A 13,332-nucleotide genomic window follows, 5' to 3' on the forward strand; every position below is an offset into this window, starting at 1 on the left:
GGCTCTTTGCGTCGGGCCATGGGAGGTCTCCTTCTTTCCCATTATGCCCGCCCACACACGAAATTCCTGACAGTCCCCCAGGGTTCCTGACCCTGAAAAACCTCAATCAATACAATCTATAGTGGCCAAAAGGGTCAGGAGGGACAGGAGATTTCAAAACTAACTGGAATTGGTCTGAGGGAGGTGGGGCGAGCCCCCGCGCTGGCTGCGGGAGAAGCCAAAAATATTCCGACCGTCCCTCCTGACCCTCCTGACCCTGCCGACCGCCGCATCCACCCCGACCATCAAACCCAAAACACCCAAACCACCCCGACCAGTCATCCCCCACTGACAGTCACCCGGCGCAGCGTCGCGCCACACGGAGTAACACCGATGACATCACCTCAAATCCTCGCCTCGGACTGCACGGGCGTCCGCGTCCGCCGCCTTGAGGGCCTCTGGCTGGGCGAAGCCTACTTCCCGGACGGCGTCACAAAGACCACAGCACGCGCCGCGTCGCCGGGGCAGGCTTGGCTGGATCTCGCGGATAGTCTTGCGGGTCGGCCGTCCCCATCCAAGCCATGGGCTTCCGACGTGGACGCCCTGGCGCACACGCTGGACGCCCTGGCTCAGTCGATGGGGTGGGCCGTCACTTTGGCGTACAACCCGGCTGATGAGGTTATGTCAGGCGAGCCGCCGCCTTTAGGGCGTGACGAGCTTGATGTCGTTGGCACGCATGCAATGGCGCACAACGACCTGTACGGCGCGCTGATCTCAGCGCTGGAACACGCCGCCGCACTAGAGGCTGACCCCCAGGCGACAGCGCTTCGCACCTCCAACCTTTGGCGGTTGTTTGAGGCAGTGACGGAGCGAGCCCAGCAGCGTGTGCTCAGGTCGGCCATCGACCTCGGCCTGCTGGACGTCTCCATAGGCTCAATTTCAGAACTGGCTGATGGCGGGAAGGTGCTTCAGGGCATCGCCCAAATGCGGCCGGTCAAAATCGCGCCCGGCGGTGTCGCAGAAGACTGGGCGGTCGCGGTGGCGCAGCGCTGGGCGAGCAATAGGCGACGGCACGCCGAGCACCGTATGCGGTCAACGAGGCTCGCCAACGCTGAGATCATTGCCGCGGCTGGGCTCATGTAGACTGTCTTGCAGGTTGTCTCGGCTCGTTGGGGGCAAATGCGCACCAGCGCGTCTGTTGAAGAGGTGAGCGGTGGCGCGCCGCGTTGGCTGCGGTCTGGCTGACGCGGTGGGCGGCGCGGGGGCCCTCAAAATTGGCCCTACTTTGTCCATGGTGCGGAAGCGTATCGGGGCGACGCTCAAGGCCCTACATCACAAGGGAGCCGTCAGGCAGGACGGCCACCTTGAGGGGCGGAGCGGATGGCAGATTTGCAATTTTGATGAAGTCCCCTCGGCCCCCATCGAGATAAGGATATAAGCAATCCTTTAAGTCGTCAGAACGCTACATCTTGTAGCGTTCAAGACCAGAGACACCCAAATTAGAGTGAAGGTGTTGCAATCTCTTTGGAGGCGCCGTACTGAAGCTGCTGGCGCTCGTCGCGTCTTTTCTGGCCATCCACCCCTCGGTGCAAATTGCACACGCACATGGGGTGCTGTGGAGGCCCGGCTTTTTCCGGGACACCAGAGGAGAAATGACATGAGCAGTCGTGTTGTTTGTTCGTGGCCGAAAGCGGTTAGCGTTATTCGCTATATCCGCTTCCGGTTCGGCCGTTGGGAGCATGTTTGCGCCCACTGCCGTAGCTATCCGTCCCGCTAGGTCGGTAGTCGAACTTGAGCGGCGAGCGCCACCCAGGAAGCGTTTGAATCACACCCTGGATAGATTGTCCATAACCGGTTGGAAAAGTAATTTTCGCAATCAGACCGGTTCTTCAGACTCAACGGCGCTCGTTCTGGGCTCTTCAGATTTTGCCAATTTCGCACGTTGCCGGCGGCGACGTTGTTTCTCGCGCTTGACCTCCTCGGGGGTCGGTATAGCCGTCAAGCGCAAGTCGCTATGCTCAATGAGCTCCGGCCTAGGGCGAACGCCTAGAGTGTCCAGGTAAACTCGAATGCCTTCTCGCCTGGCAAACTTGAAGGCTGGGACGAAATCGGAATCAGCCGTCACGACAACAAGGGATCGAACGGTGTCTCGCAACGACAGCCGCGCGATATCGAGGCCAATCCTGATGTCGACCCCCTTCTGTCGGATGTTCGGCTTTAAATCGTTCGGTCCAATCTCCCGTGGTCCCCGCGCTAGTTTGCCAACCGTGTTTTCACTGACCTTCCACCCCCCGACGACAACATCACCCATGCGCATGGCGACGTTTGGCGCAGATGCAAGATCGGCATGAAGCTTCATCGCGTCCCGGCATCTATCGGTGTTCTGCAGAACTAGATCGCTTCCATCCAGGGGATTGGTCAGCGATGTCTGGGCTGGGGGAGCGTCATAATAATATATGCGCAACAGGTCGCAGCCGGAAACCGCGTCATGCGCGATGATCCGATTACACTCGGCGAGCACGTCTGCGGCTGAAGGGAAATGACCAAGGCGCTTGGTCAGAACCTTCTGAATGAAGCCGCCATCAACGCATAATGCGAATCGCGGTTTAAACACGCGACCCGTTTAACAGTTTAGGTTGAATTTGGAAACGATCGTCCGCCCGTGGCGTCCCTTGCGGTCCGCACTTACAATGTGAAACGGGCGGACGACCTGTTTACGCGTTGGGTATATGCGCCGTCTTGAGAAAGTGTCAACGGCGACGGGCAAATCTCGCGCTCCAGATTAGCGGGTGCGTGGCCAGTAGCCTCTCCGCGCGCGCGAAACCGGATGAGCCAGGGCGGCCACCGTGGCCATCAGGAATTGCTCGCCGTTGGAGATGCGGCGGTAGTCCTCGTGCAACGCGGGCTCCTGAGCCTAAACGTGCGGGTGACTCTCCGCGGATTCATCTAGTACCGCGCCTAGCAGGCGAACTTGCGGCCACCACATAACATCCAAGGTATAGGTCCGAGGGGGGCACATGTTCGGTTGGGTGAAGCGCGTTGTCGCCCTCGGAACGCGTCATCGTAGCGCCTCCGGCATACAGCCCGGACCTGGCCGACGATGTGGCACGCCAGCCGTGATGGCCCGTCATCGTGTCGCATGTCGGAACGCCTGGGCGCGAGCAAACGCCAGGGCCCTGGCCGAAGGGCGGGATACGCGTCGCGCTGAAGTCGAGAGCTATGAGCTGACAATGATCTTGGCGCATGGGCCGCGTGTCATGGCCGCAGCCGAGAGCTACGAGGCCGAGGTGCGCGCGATCCTGTCGGTTATCGGGCCTGTTCAGGCCGAGCCGTTCCTGAGCTCCGGGCATGCGGAGCGGTTCTGGCGCATGACGTGGATGGCCCTGGCTGCACATGAGATCGATGAGTTCGACGCCATCGACAGCGCGCGGCTAAGGATCGATCTGCACTACGACTACCCCTCCCGAATCTCTAGGGCTTAGGGCTAGGGCGCTGTGCAGATGAACTATGAGCGACGCTGTCGGCGGCTGCCAGCTGAATTGGATAGCTCTTGGCGCATCTCGCGAAGGTGATCGAAGAGGCTGCTGAGATCGTGGGGTGCAGACGAAGCCATGATTGACGGTTCAACGCCAACTGCTCGCGCTTGGGTGCTCGCGACTGCCGCGGGGCGTGCGCTGCGCTCCCACTGGCGGGGGGTGTTGCTCCCCTGATACAGTGAAAAGTGGCGTCACAAAGTTGTTCTATCGGAGGGCGTATGCGTACCCGAACTCTGCCCCTAGCGGTGTTTGCCGCCCTGTCGGCCCATCCCGCGCTCGCCTTCACCAGTGCCGCAAAGCAGTCTGTGGACCAGTGCGTACCCTACTGGCAGGCCGAAAACCTCCCGCAGCTCGCTGAAGCTAATGATCCGGTGGCCCAGCGATGCTTATCGCTTCGCCTCGAGAATGAGAAAGATCCTGTTGCTGCTGCTCAGTGGAGGGGGCGTTCAGCAAGAAGTGGTGACAGGTATGCCATGTATGACATGGGGCTTTTTGCTGGTGGGTCAGGTGATCTCGCGGAGGCTGTGAAGTGGTTTCGGGCCGCCGCAGCGCAAGGCCTTCCAGATGCAATTACACAACTTGGGGCTTATTATAGCTCACCATCCGAAGCCGGAGATCGTTTAAACTACAAAATCGCCGTCGAATATTTGGAACAGGCGGCAGGCATGGGTGATCCGGAAGCTCAGTATAGATTAGGAAGCATGTATTTCAGGGGGCGACCTCTGACTATGAATTATGCGGAGGCCTTCAGGTATACAAAGATGGCCGCGGAATCTGGCCATGCGAAAGCCGCGGCGATGCTGTCCCGACTATACGTTGGTGGCAAAGGAACGCCTGTCGACGAACGTGAGGCTTACTTCTGGTTATTGATTGCGGCGGCGAAAATCCAAGGTTCCGACGAAATCCTTGATGCGGTGCGTGACTACCTAGAAAAGCGGCTGGATGCGGCCACTGTCGCGGCAATCCAAGATCGCGCGCTGCGCTGGAAGCCGGCGTCCTAGGTGGCCGTATCGGGCAGCATAATGTTGATGCTGAACCTCGGGGCCTCCACGCCAGTGGGTGCGTCGCTGTAGACCCCTTGCATCTTGCCGATCGACTCCAGCGCCTTGTGGATCTGGCCAGACAGGGCTGCTAGCGAGGCGTAGGACGATGCCGCCGCGGCGTCATCGGCTGCGGTCTCCAGCCGCTCCAGGGAACGGGCGAACCGTGAAGTCAGCCCTCTCAATGATGTGAGCTCCGCCTCAGATGGCTCAACTGCGCCACTGGCGACGGCTCGCATGCGCCTGGTCTCGGCGTGGACGACGGTTGGAGACGTGAGCGCCCTGGCTGCGGCGTTTATCCTTGGCGCGAGGCAGTTGGCGCGATGCCTGGCCAGGGCGCTTTTGGAAAGGCCGTACTGCGCGGCAGTCGGGATGAGCTTTCCACCAGCCATAAGGGCTGTGTTGATCTCGTCATGGAGGCTGTGGGTGCAGACTGAACAGGCGACGCCGGGCATAGAAACATATTACACCCGTAGTATCCGGATTTCCCACCTTTTTGCGCTGGGGTTTGCCCTGTGCAGCACCATTTAGATGGGGTGGGGTAGGGGGTGGGGGTTGGTCCCACCCCGGGGGGTGGGTTGCCAGACATCCCAGGTGGCGGGCCCGCATCAAACCCAAACCATCTAGTTGAACATTCCGAGGCTGAGCCCCGGGCCTATGGTTGTGGTCGGGGCGAACGTATTCGTTATGTTATGATTTTTGCTTGTATTGTTAGCGTGTCGAACAATGCACGCTAACAATACAATTCGCTCTGAGTTCTACTGATTTCATTGCAAACACATTCATCAGGTTCATTGTCAGTATCGCTAATCTGATGAGCGGAGGGCTTGTTGTGGGTGTTGTGGGTGATCTGATCGCGGACTTGGACCGTGAGGTGGGGCTGATCTTGGATGATCTCGGCGGCGAGGTTCCTTCCCGGGCAGGCGAGGCGAATGTGGTGCTGCTTCCCAGGCCCGCGCCCGAGCTTGTCGAGTTGCCCCAGTACTGGTCCGACAGCGAGTTCTGCCTCGCATGGGCTGACCTAATGGAGGCTCTGCTGGGCGACGCGGAAGATGGCGAGCTGTCGGAGGTTCAGTGGGCTGCGCTTGCCGATGCGGCTGAGCGCGTGACCCTGGCTGGATACCGGCTCACAGAAACACAGATGTGATCTCGCTCTACGGTTTGTGGGATGCTTTGTGGGATGGGGCCGGGGCGGGCAAAAAAGCGTTATAATTCAATATAGATGGCGGACACCCTCTCCGCCACCGAACCTCGGTGAAAGCCCCGGACGGCGATCCTGCGACAATGAGAAAGACCTGAGGCCCGCAGGGTCTCATGGAGGCGTCGGAAACGACGAACGGATTCGTACCTGGGCGTTTGACGTCAACATGGACGAGGGGGGTGCGGGCAGGCGGCAAGGGTTGGTCGCCCAATCCAAGTCCCTCGACGCGAACGCTCCTAGCCTCATGTCACGCGTATCGCGCCTGATTCCCGTCAGGCTCGAGAACGCAAAGCTGCTGACGCTGCTTTCCTCTGCATCCCGCTCCACCCAGATCATCATGGAGCGCCATAGCGTGCCGAGGCAGAAGATCGTCCGGCTAAGCGTCTCCTCTGGCAGGAAGAGCCCGGCATAGAAGTCGAGGCCCTTCATCGCGGCCGGGCTGCTCTCCCAAACACCGACTGTGGCGGGCCCATCGGGCCCGCCCGCTTGGCGGATGAGGTCTCGTGGCATCGGGCTCAGCCAGACCTCAATCGACTTCGAGTGGTGCTCAGCCGGTGAGGTGACAACACCTCTAATGTTGATGGTTTGAACGCAGGAAAGCCCCTCTCCCGCATGGGAGCCGCCGATGGCGCCCACATGAAGCGGCCAATCCCAACTTTCGATTTCTATGACGAAGAGGGTCGAGGACATTTCGCAAGCGTACTGTTTTTGTTCTTTCAATCAAGGTGGGAGCGGACAGCGTCTATCCCAATCGAACCCTACTGCTGCCCCGCCCGCTTGGCCGCCAGCTTGCGGTTCCTGCGCACCGTCTCCACCACTTCGACGCCCAGCAGGGCCACGAAGATCTGGCCGAACTCCAGGGCGGTGTTGCCGGCGTCGTCGAGGTGGAAGCCTGGGAGGGCGTCGGGCGCGCGCAGGGTGATGAATAGCAGGCACATGGCGTAGCTGCGCATCATCCAGAGGCGGTGGTTGTCGAAGTCGCGCAGGCGCACGCACCAGAAGGCCATGGCGGTGGCCAGCATCCAGGTGACGGAGTGGGCGTAGGCCGCCCACTGGAAGGCGCCCTCGGCGTTGAGGATCTGGATGTAGAGGGCCGAGGGGCCGCCGAGCGCCGTCGCGGCCAGATAGGTCTTGCCCATCAGCCGGTGAATGTCGGGCCGGGCCCGGCGCAGGCGATGCGAGAACTGGAAGGCGCCGACGAAGAGGGCGACCACGCCGCCCACGATGTGCAGGGTCAGTACGGCCAGGAAGGGGCGGATGTGGTCCCAGTGCGGGTGGGCCGGCTGGAACCAGAAGGCCTCGTCCGCCCACAGGGCCGGCACGGCCAGGGCCAGGATCGCCAGGATGAAGAGCTGCTTGGCCCGGTCGGGCGCGGGTCCGCTGCGCGGCGTGTCGGTCATAGGTCGTCCCCCTGGCGCCAACCTGCGCAAGCCGGCGGTCGGGGGCAAGGTCTGCAAATTGTTACAGGCGTTGGGCTAGCTGGTCGCCGCCGCTTCGCGCTTCGGGCGCCCGCCTCGCTTGCCATTCTCCCTTGAGGCCAGCGCTCGAGCTTCCCGCCTCGTCCAATCCAGGGGGCCGAGGAAGCCTTCCAGCAGCCGCGAGACGGTGAAATCCGCGTCGAGCCGTGGGAAGTGGAGCGTGCTCCCCATGCCTTCGACCGTGACGCCCACCAGGTCGTCCGGGCTGGCGTCGTTCAGGCCCGCGGCCAGCCTCGGATCGAACGCGAACTCGATCCCGGTGTTGAGTTTAATCACCACCTTTTGGGTCCGGCGGTCGAAGCGCGCTGAGGTCGCGCGCGGCGTGCTGGACGCTTGCCGCCCCCGCCTTGCCGCCTGCTCAAAGGCGGCGGCGTCCACCGGCTTGAACTCAGCCATGAACCTCCCTCCAAACCGTGCAACAGCGATCGAGCTGGGCGGCGACCTCTTCGCCGAGGTCGTTCAGCTGCGCCAATGTCCAATCCCCGACAAAATCCCAGAGCTCAACCGGTCCATCGGGGCAGTTGAGTTTGAACCTCGCCTCACGGCCTTTTCCGAACGCGTGAACGTGTGGCGGCGGGTGATCATTTGAGTTCACGGCGACGCGATATCGGCGGCGACTATTGAAAACGGTCGCCATCACTACTCCTAACACAAAACCTAACGTCCATCTAGGTTTTCGCGACCTTACGGGTTGAGTTGACGTGTTCTATTTATGTTCTTGCATTCCGGTCAAGCTGTGAGATGATCTTCTGGTTGCAATTTGCCGGCGCTCCCGTGAGTGTCCGGCTCACGCCAAGGAGACCATATGGCCAGAATGCCACGCGGCGAGCCGCGTAGTGTCCCGGATCCCGCGGGCGACCAGTACGACGCCGAAATGGCCCAGGCCAGGGCGCAGCGCGAGGCCGAGGACCGGGGCTTTGAGTCGCCACTCGACATGGCGCAGGACGCCCTCGAAGACTTCCAGAATGGCCCTAAAATCGCCCGGCCAAATGCAGTCGCATCCTTCATTCCGGTGGTTGGCCCGGCCTGGGAGGCCGCCGCCGATCTTCAGGACGGCAATTATGGTGGCGCGGTCTTCAACGTCGCTATGGCGGCTGGCGATCTCTTGCCCGTGGGCGCGGTCGTCAAAGGCGCTCGCGCAGCCCGCAAGGGGATCGGTCTTCTAAAGAGTGGTTCGGTGAGCGCCGATGCCGCCAGAAAGGCGATTCGGCGCGTTGAGCTCGCCGGCAAGGGCGAGGAGATTCATCACACCATCCCATTGAAGGGGTTGAGCCGGAACGCCCAGGATTGGAGAAATCACTATCCCCTTCTCAAGGTCCTTCCCAAGGCCACACATCGTCGCTTGACGGGAAAGTGGGATGGGATGCCGCGCTTCGATCCTCTTCGCCAAATCTGGCATGGAACGACGGACTGGCAGAAGACCGTGCCCACCGCGATTGTGTCGTCGGCCGCCGACGCCGTGGAGAACGTGACGCGTCCGTTCCAGCCGCCGCCAAAGACAACCGCCCCACAGCCCAAACCAAAGCCGAAGAAATAGCCGTGGTGGCAAGCCTGTTGGCGACGCCATCCAGTTTGCAGTCCTGACCTGGAGCCCATCATGAAATCCAGTGAGATCGAGATCGCGTTTCCGGTCCTCGGCTTTACGCCGGACCTGGAGAACTGGGGGTTTCCGGACTTGAACCGGCTGACCAAGTGCGGGACTCGGACGCTGAAGGAGAACAAGCAGGACGGGATGGAGATCGTCGACGCGCAGGGGCGATGCTGGCGCGTCCTGTCCATTCGCCGGCTCGGGCGGGCGGGGTCGATCCTGAACCTGATCCCAGGCTTTGGTCCGCCGCAGTTCCGTATCGAACAGGAACTGGAGGCGTTGCCGCCTGTGCCCCTGGCGGAGCTTAAACGCCGGGCCAGGGCGTCCATGGAGAAGTTCCAGGTGGATTACATGGGCTTCGACGGCGACGAAGAGGCGTTCGCGGATCGGATGCGCCAGCTGGAGGCCGCGCCTTCATACGCCGAGCTCTATGACGTGGTCGGCGCCGACACCTTCGAGCCGTACTGAAGCCTGGCGCTCGGGGACCTCAGGCCCCCACCGCCTCCAGGCTCGGCACCGTCTCCTTCAGGCGGCCGCCCATGCGGATGGGCTCGACGCGTAGGGCGAGGCCCGTGCGGTCGTCGGTTTCCACGAACACGCCGCAGATGGTGGCCGGGCCCTCGGCGGGCTTGTAACGGCCGCCGGAGATGCGGGTGGTGAAGCGCCGCAGGGGCTCTTCCTTCTGGTTGCCGATGACGCTGTCATAGTCGGCGCAGGCGCCGGCGTCGGTCTGGTAGGCGGTGCCGCCGGGCAGGATCTGGGCGTCGGCGGTCGGCACGTGGGTGTGGGTGCCCACCACAAGGCTGGCGCGGCCGTCGCAGAAGTGGCCCATGGCCATCTTCTCCGAGGTGGCCTCGGCGTGCATGTCCACCAGGACGGCGTCGGCGACCATACCGAGCGGCGCCTTCTCCAGCTCGCGGTCCACGGCGGCGAAGGGGTCGTCGAGGCTGTCCATGTGCACCCGGCCGAGCAGGTTGATCACCAGGATGCGGCGGCCCCGGGGGGTCTCGAACAGGTTGGCGCCGCGGCCCGGCGCGTCCGACAGGATCGGATAGTTGAGGGGCCGGATCAGCCGGTCCTCGCGCACGATATAGGTCAGGGCTTCCTTCTGGTCCCAGGAGTGGTTGCCGAGCGTCAGGCAGTCTGCGCCGGCGTCGAACAACTCGCGGGCGGTGTTCTCGGTGATGCCGAAGCCAGCGGCGGCGTTCTCGGCGTTGACCACCACGAACTCCAGGTCGAGGCGGCGGCGCAGGGCGGGCAGGTGGTCGGCGAGGCCGTCGCGGCCGGCGCGGCCCACGACATCTCCAAAAAAGGCGAAGCGCATTCTTGTCTTTCTAGACCCCCGTTTGCGGGGCGTCGGTTCAGGGTCTCTTGACCTCGATATAGCCGGTTTCCGTCAGGATGGCGTCCAGACGTTGATCATGCGGCTCCATGTCCAGGTGGTCCACCTCCTGGCCGGCATAGGCCAGGCCCAGGACGAAGATGGGCTTTGCGGCGCGCAGCAGGGCGAGCGTCCGGTCATAGTGGCCGCCGCCCTGGCCAAGCCGGCCGCCCTTGCGGTCGAAGGCCAGCAAGGGGGTGATGACCAGGTCCGGTTGGATCACCCGGGCGTGCGGCGGCGGGGCGGGGATGCCCATGGCGTCGGGAACCGGGCGGTCGCGCTCGTCCCACTCGCGGAAAATCAGGGGGCGGTCGGGGCCTTCGCAGACCGGCATGCCGAACACGGCGCCGAGGCCCGCCAGCCGGCGGATCAGCGGGCTGGGGTCCAGCTCGGCGCCCAGGGCGTAGTAGCCGGCGAAGCTCGCGATGGCCGGCAGGCGGTGGAGCGGGGCGTGGGCGGCCGCGCGCTCGGCGGCGTCCGGGCTGGCCTTGGCCAGTTCGGCGCGCAGGCTGCGCAGGCGCTTGCGCAACTGGGATTTGGGGGCGGTCGAGCTCACCGCCGTCCTATAGCAGGAAAGTGGCGAGAAGGGTGGCGGCGCCGCGTGAGCCGTGAAGGACGGTTTAAACCCCCTCGGACCTGGTAGACCAGGTGGGCGCCATATACCCGGCCCCACGGGACCGGACAGGGACAGCTCCCTTCAAGAGAATTAAGGTCTCTGGGATTAGTTGCCTTCGACGAGAGCCGCAGCAGGACCCGCCACCTCGCAAGGTAGGGGCTCAGGGCGCCGGGCTCAAGGGCGAAGGCCCGGCCTCGGCGACGCCGAACCCGATGCCGATCTCCTTGGCGATCTCCTGGAAGACGGCGCGGGGCCTTGCGCCCCCGGCCGCCTGCATGGCGGCGGCGGCTGCGATCCAGGCCTGGGTCTCCACCGCGCCGATGCCGGCCTCGGCCATCACCTGGTCGGGATCCCAGGCGTCGAACACCGAAAGATCGCCGGCGCAGTAGGCGGCCAGGAAGGCCTTGTCCCAGGCGTCTTTCAGGCCGGCCATCTCCGGCGTCACCTGGTCGGCGGCGAGCATCTGGGCGCCCATCTGGTGGGCCTGAATCTCGAAGTCGATCCAGGCCTGCTGCGGGACCTCGGCCTGGGCGCGGCCGTGCAGGATGTAGGGCCGCCATTCGGGGCCGACGCTGTCGATGGGCGGGAAGAGGGCGGCGGGATTGTGCGCCAGGCCGCCGGAGCCCACAAACAGCACCCGCTGGCGGTCCAGGGTCTTCACGAAGCCGCCCACCGCCTCGCCCAGGGCGCGGGCCCGGGCGAAGGGGCTGAAGGGCGGCTGGATGCAGCTGACGAAGATCGGCAGGACCGGATAGCGGTCCACCCCGCCCAGCAGCCGGCTGAGCGCCTGGGAGAAGCCGTGGTCCACGGCCATGTCATAGGAGACGGCGGTGTCGACGCCGGCCTTGCGGATCGCGCCCACCGCCTGGATCGCCAGGTCGCGGGGGACATCCAGGCGTCCCGGCGTTCCGCCCACATCGGCCAGGGCGGTCGCCTCAACCCCGACGCAGAAGGACGGCATGCAGGCCATGTGCTGGCCGCCGTAGTGGTCCACCCCGAACAGCACCACCAGGTCGGGATCGAAGCCCTCGATCCGCGCCCGCGTGGCCGCCAGGGCGGCGCGGACATTGAGCACCGCCGGACTTTCCTTGGCCGGGAAGTCGAGCAGGGGCGAGTGCGAGGCCGAGACCATGAAGAGCTGCATGCGGTTTCCTCTGGCGCGGCTCTGGCGGCCGCGTGCCCGCATCTTTGCGCTTGTATGATCGTTCAAACAAGGCCTACTTGAGTGATCATACAAGAGCGGGCGCGCCCGCCGACCAGGAGGAACACCCATGGCTGACGGAGCCTTCGGCCGCGACCAGGTGGCCAGCGTCCATATCCCCCCGATCCCTGAGCAGGTCCGCCGTGGGGAGGCCCTGCAGGACCGCGTCCGCGCCTTGCTCCCGACCCTGGCGGCCAACGCCGGCAAGGCCGAGGCCGAGCGCAAGGTCCCGGAGGAGAACATCCGGCTGCTGCGGGAGGCGGGCTTCACCCGCGCCCTGCAGCCCCTGGCCTATGGCGGGCTGGAGCTGAGCCCCGAACAGTACTGTCCGCTGATCGTCGACATCGCCGGAGCCTGCGCCTCCACCGCCTGGGTGGCGGGGCTGCTGGCCCAGCACGGCCACGGCCTGGCGCTGATGTCCAAGGCCGTGCAGGACGAGGTCTGGGCTGATCCCGAAGCCCTGCTGTCGTCCTCGGTGGCGCCGATCAACGAGGGCAAGGCGGTCGACGGCGGGGTGATCCTGTCCGGCCGGTTCGGCTGGTCCAGCGGCTGCGACCACGCCCAATGGGCCTGCCTCGGCTTCCGCAAGGCCGTGCCGGAGCTGGGCGGGATGATGCTGCCCTTCTACGCCGTCGTGCCGCGCAAGGACTATGCGATCCTTGACGACTGGCACGTGGCGGGCCTGGCGGGCACGGGGTCGAAGACTCTGGAGCTGAAGGAGGTCTTCGTGCCCGAGCACCGGATCGACTCGGTGATCGGCATGAACACCGGCGCGTCCAAGGGCTATGGCCTGCACGACGGGGGCATCTATCGCGCGGCCTTTGTCCCCTACTTCTCCTTCGGCTTCTCGGCCGTGGCGGTCGGGGTCGCGCGGCGGTTCCTGGACGTCTACGCCGACAAGACCGCCGGCCGGGTCCGGGCCTATACCGGCGCCCAGGTGGGTCAGACCGCCCCGGCCTATATGCGGCTGGCCGAGGCCACCCACATGGTCCGAGCGGCCCAGGCCACCCTGTCCCAGGACTGGGCCGAGATCGCCTCGCGCAGCCGCTCCGGCCAGCTGCCCTCGGCGGCCGAGCTGGCCATGTGGCGGACCAACCAGGCCTATGCGACGCGCACCGCGATCGGGGCGGTGAACCTGTTGTTCGCCGGATCCGGCGGCTCCGCCTGGTTCCTGCACAACGAGATGCAGCGGCTGTGGCGCGACGCCAACATGGCCGGGGCGCACGCCTATTCCGACTACGACATCGCCACCCAGCGCCTGGGCCGCGACCTGCTCGGGCTCGAGCCCGACATGGCGATCTTCTAGGAGGGC

General features: G+C 64.3%; 16 protein-coding genes, 1 other RNA gene and 1 pseudogene. 7 read left to right on the plus strand and 11 right to left on the minus strand.

Translation table 11 applies throughout. The features are described 5' to 3' along the window. The first annotated feature begins 372 nt into the window (after positions 1-372). Positions 373-1,122, plus strand: coding sequence for a hypothetical protein (locus tag ACFQ27_RS12245; protein WP_377353785.1), 750 nt, complete (start codon positions 373-375; stop codon positions 1,120-1,122). Between the two features lie 733 nt (positions 1,123-1,855). Here the strand turns inward: ACFQ27_RS12245 and ACFQ27_RS12250 are convergent. Together ACFQ27_RS12250 and ACFQ27_RS12255 are read right to left on the minus strand one after the other, a co-directional pair. Next, on the minus strand, positions 1,856-2,593 hold the full coding sequence (locus tag ACFQ27_RS12250) for an NYN domain-containing protein (RefSeq protein ID WP_377353786.1): 738 nt from the start codon (positions 2,591-2,593) through the stop codon (positions 1,856-1,858). A gap of 168 nt (positions 2,594-2,761) precedes the next feature. After that, positions 2,762-2,893: pseudogene (locus ACFQ27_RS12255) on the minus strand (IS1595 family transposase); the annotation flags it as partial. Between the two features lie 343 nt (positions 2,894-3,236). Between ACFQ27_RS12255 and ACFQ27_RS12260 the strand changes: the two are divergent. Then, a complete protein-coding gene (locus ACFQ27_RS12260; protein ID WP_377353787.1) occupies positions 3,237-3,461 on the plus strand; it encodes a hypothetical protein in 225 nt (74 codons plus the stop codon). 272 nt (positions 3,462-3,733) lie between these two features. Next, a complete protein-coding gene (locus ACFQ27_RS12265; RefSeq protein ID WP_377353788.1) occupies positions 3,734-4,516 on the plus strand; it encodes a tetratricopeptide repeat protein in 783 nt (260 codons plus the stop codon). Here ACFQ27_RS12265 and ACFQ27_RS12270 read toward each other — a convergent pair. Beyond that, entirely contained in the window at positions 4,513-4,740 is a 228-nt protein-coding gene (locus ACFQ27_RS12270) for a hypothetical protein (protein ID WP_377353789.1), read from the minus strand. The two genes, ACFQ27_RS12265 and ACFQ27_RS12270, sit on opposite strands and share 4 nt — an antisense overlap. 656 nt (positions 4,741-5,396) lie before the next feature. Between ACFQ27_RS12270 and ACFQ27_RS12275 the strand changes: the two genes are divergently transcribed. Beyond that, complete coding sequence (locus ACFQ27_RS12275; RefSeq protein WP_377353790.1) at positions 5,397-5,702, plus strand: hypothetical protein; 306 nt, start codon at positions 5,397-5,399, stop codon at positions 5,700-5,702. Positions 5,703-5,867: 165 nt separating this feature from the next. Here ACFQ27_RS12275 and ACFQ27_RS12280 read toward each other — a convergent pair whose 3' ends face one another. The 4 genes from ACFQ27_RS12280 to ACFQ27_RS12295 all read right to left on the minus strand — a co-directional run bounded on the left by ACFQ27_RS12280 (position 5,868) and on the right by ACFQ27_RS12295 (position 7,871). Then, positions 5,868-6,446: a hypothetical protein gene (locus ACFQ27_RS12280; protein ID WP_377353792.1), complete on the minus strand. Its 579-nt coding sequence runs from the start codon at positions 6,444-6,446 to the stop codon at positions 5,868-5,870. Positions 6,447-6,514: 68 nt separating this feature from the next. After that, positions 6,515-7,156 (minus strand): DUF2306 domain-containing protein, encoded by a 642-nt coding sequence (locus ACFQ27_RS12285; protein WP_377353793.1) that lies wholly within the window; start codon positions 7,154-7,156, stop codon positions 6,515-6,517. Positions 7,157-7,231: 75 nt separating this feature from the next. Then, positions 7,232-7,630, minus strand: a complete 399-nt coding sequence (locus tag ACFQ27_RS12290) for a DUF2442 domain-containing protein (RefSeq protein ID WP_377353794.1) — start codon at positions 7,628-7,630, stop codon at positions 7,232-7,234. After that, entirely contained in the window at positions 7,623-7,871 is a 249-nt protein-coding gene (locus tag ACFQ27_RS12295; protein WP_377353795.1) for a DUF4160 domain-containing protein, read from the minus strand. Before ACFQ27_RS12295 ends, ACFQ27_RS12290 begins: the two co-directional genes overlap by 8 nt. Before the next feature lie 168 nt (positions 7,872-8,039). On the opposite strand from ACFQ27_RS12295, the gene ACFQ27_RS12300 reads away from it, so the two are divergent. Both ACFQ27_RS12300 and ACFQ27_RS12305 read left to right on the plus strand, forming a co-directional pair. Then, entirely contained in the window at positions 8,040-8,771 is a 732-nt protein-coding gene (locus ACFQ27_RS12300; RefSeq protein WP_377353796.1) for a hypothetical protein, read from the plus strand. A gap of 60 nt (positions 8,772-8,831) precedes the next feature. Then, the gene (locus ACFQ27_RS12305) at positions 8,832-9,290 is read left to right on the plus strand and encodes a hypothetical protein (protein WP_374343492.1); all 459 of its coding nucleotides are present in this window, start codon (positions 8,832-8,834) and stop codon (positions 9,288-9,290) included. 19 nt (positions 9,291-9,309) lie between these two features. Here ACFQ27_RS12305 and ACFQ27_RS12310 read toward each other — a convergent pair whose 3' ends face one another. The 4 genes from ACFQ27_RS12310 to ACFQ27_RS12325 all read right to left on the minus strand — a co-directional run bounded on the left by ACFQ27_RS12310 (position 9,310) and on the right by ACFQ27_RS12325 (position 11,963). Further along, on the minus strand, positions 9,310-10,146 hold the full coding sequence (locus tag ACFQ27_RS12310) for a TIGR00282 family metallophosphoesterase (RefSeq protein ID WP_374343490.1): 837 nt from the start codon (positions 10,144-10,146) through the stop codon (positions 9,310-9,312). Between the two features lie 37 nt (positions 10,147-10,183). Beyond that, positions 10,184-10,759, minus strand: a complete 576-nt coding sequence (locus tag ACFQ27_RS12315; RefSeq protein WP_377353797.1) for a 5-formyltetrahydrofolate cyclo-ligase — start codon at positions 10,757-10,759, stop codon at positions 10,184-10,186. A 34-nt stretch (positions 10,760-10,793) separates the two neighbouring features. After that, a non-coding RNA gene (ssrS, locus tag ACFQ27_RS12320) (6S RNA) lies at positions 10,794-10,956 on the minus strand. Between the two features lie 23 nt (positions 10,957-10,979). Continuing rightward, entirely contained in the window at positions 10,980-11,963 is a 984-nt protein-coding gene (locus ACFQ27_RS12325) for a DODA-type extradiol aromatic ring-opening family dioxygenase (protein ID WP_377353799.1), read from the minus strand. Between the two features lie 127 nt (positions 11,964-12,090). Here ACFQ27_RS12325 and ACFQ27_RS12330 point away from each other — a divergent pair, with 127 nt between their 5' ends. Continuing rightward, on the plus strand, positions 12,091-13,326 hold the full coding sequence (locus ACFQ27_RS12330; protein ID WP_374343484.1) for an acyl-CoA dehydrogenase family protein: 1,236 nt from the start codon (positions 12,091-12,093) through the stop codon (positions 13,324-13,326). Positions 13,327-13,332 lie beyond the last annotated feature (6 nt).

Source organism: Phenylobacterium conjunctum (assembly GCF_042679085.1).
Lineage (GTDB): Bacteria > Pseudomonadota > Alphaproteobacteria > Caulobacterales > Caulobacteraceae > Phenylobacterium > Phenylobacterium conjunctum.

Bases quoted from the DNA above. Each gene is read 5' to 3' on its own strand.
- ACFQ27_RS12245 (WP_377353785.1), top strand. From the start codon at position 373: ATGACATCACCTCAAATCCTCGCCTCGGACTGCACGGGCGTCCGCGTC.
- ACFQ27_RS12260 (WP_377353787.1), top strand. From the start codon at position 3,237: ATGGCCGCAGCCGAGAGCTACGAGGCCGAGGTGCGCGCGATCCTGTCG.
- ACFQ27_RS12265 (WP_377353788.1), top strand. From the start codon at position 3,734: ATGCGTACCCGAACTCTGCCCCTAGCGGTGTTTGCCGCCCTGTCGGCC.
- ACFQ27_RS12280 (WP_377353792.1), bottom strand. From the start codon at position 6,446: ATGTCCTCGACCCTCTTCGTCATAGAAATCGAAAGTTGGGATTGGCCG.
- ACFQ27_RS12285 (WP_377353793.1), bottom strand. From the start codon at position 7,156: ATGACCGACACGCCGCGCAGCGGACCCGCGCCCGACCGGGCCAAGCAG.
- ACFQ27_RS12290 (WP_377353794.1), bottom strand. From the start codon at position 7,630: ATGGCTGAGTTCAAGCCGGTGGACGCCGCCGCCTTTGAGCAGGCGGCA.
- ACFQ27_RS12295 (WP_377353795.1), bottom strand. From the start codon at position 7,871: ATGGCGACCGTTTTCAATAGTCGCCGCCGATATCGCGTCGCCGTGAAC.
- ACFQ27_RS12300 (WP_377353796.1), top strand. From the start codon at position 8,040: ATGGCCAGAATGCCACGCGGCGAGCCGCGTAGTGTCCCGGATCCCGCG.
- ACFQ27_RS12305 (WP_374343492.1), top strand. From the start codon at position 8,832: ATGAAATCCAGTGAGATCGAGATCGCGTTTCCGGTCCTCGGCTTTACG.
- ACFQ27_RS12310 (WP_374343490.1), bottom strand. From the start codon at position 10,146: ATGCGCTTCGCCTTTTTTGGAGATGTCGTGGGCCGCGCCGGCCGCGAC.
- ACFQ27_RS12325 (WP_377353799.1), bottom strand. From the start codon at position 11,963: ATGCAGCTCTTCATGGTCTCGGCCTCGCACTCGCCCCTGCTCGACTTC.
- ACFQ27_RS12330 (WP_374343484.1), top strand. From the start codon at position 12,091: ATGGCTGACGGAGCCTTCGGCCGCGACCAGGTGGCCAGCGTCCATATC.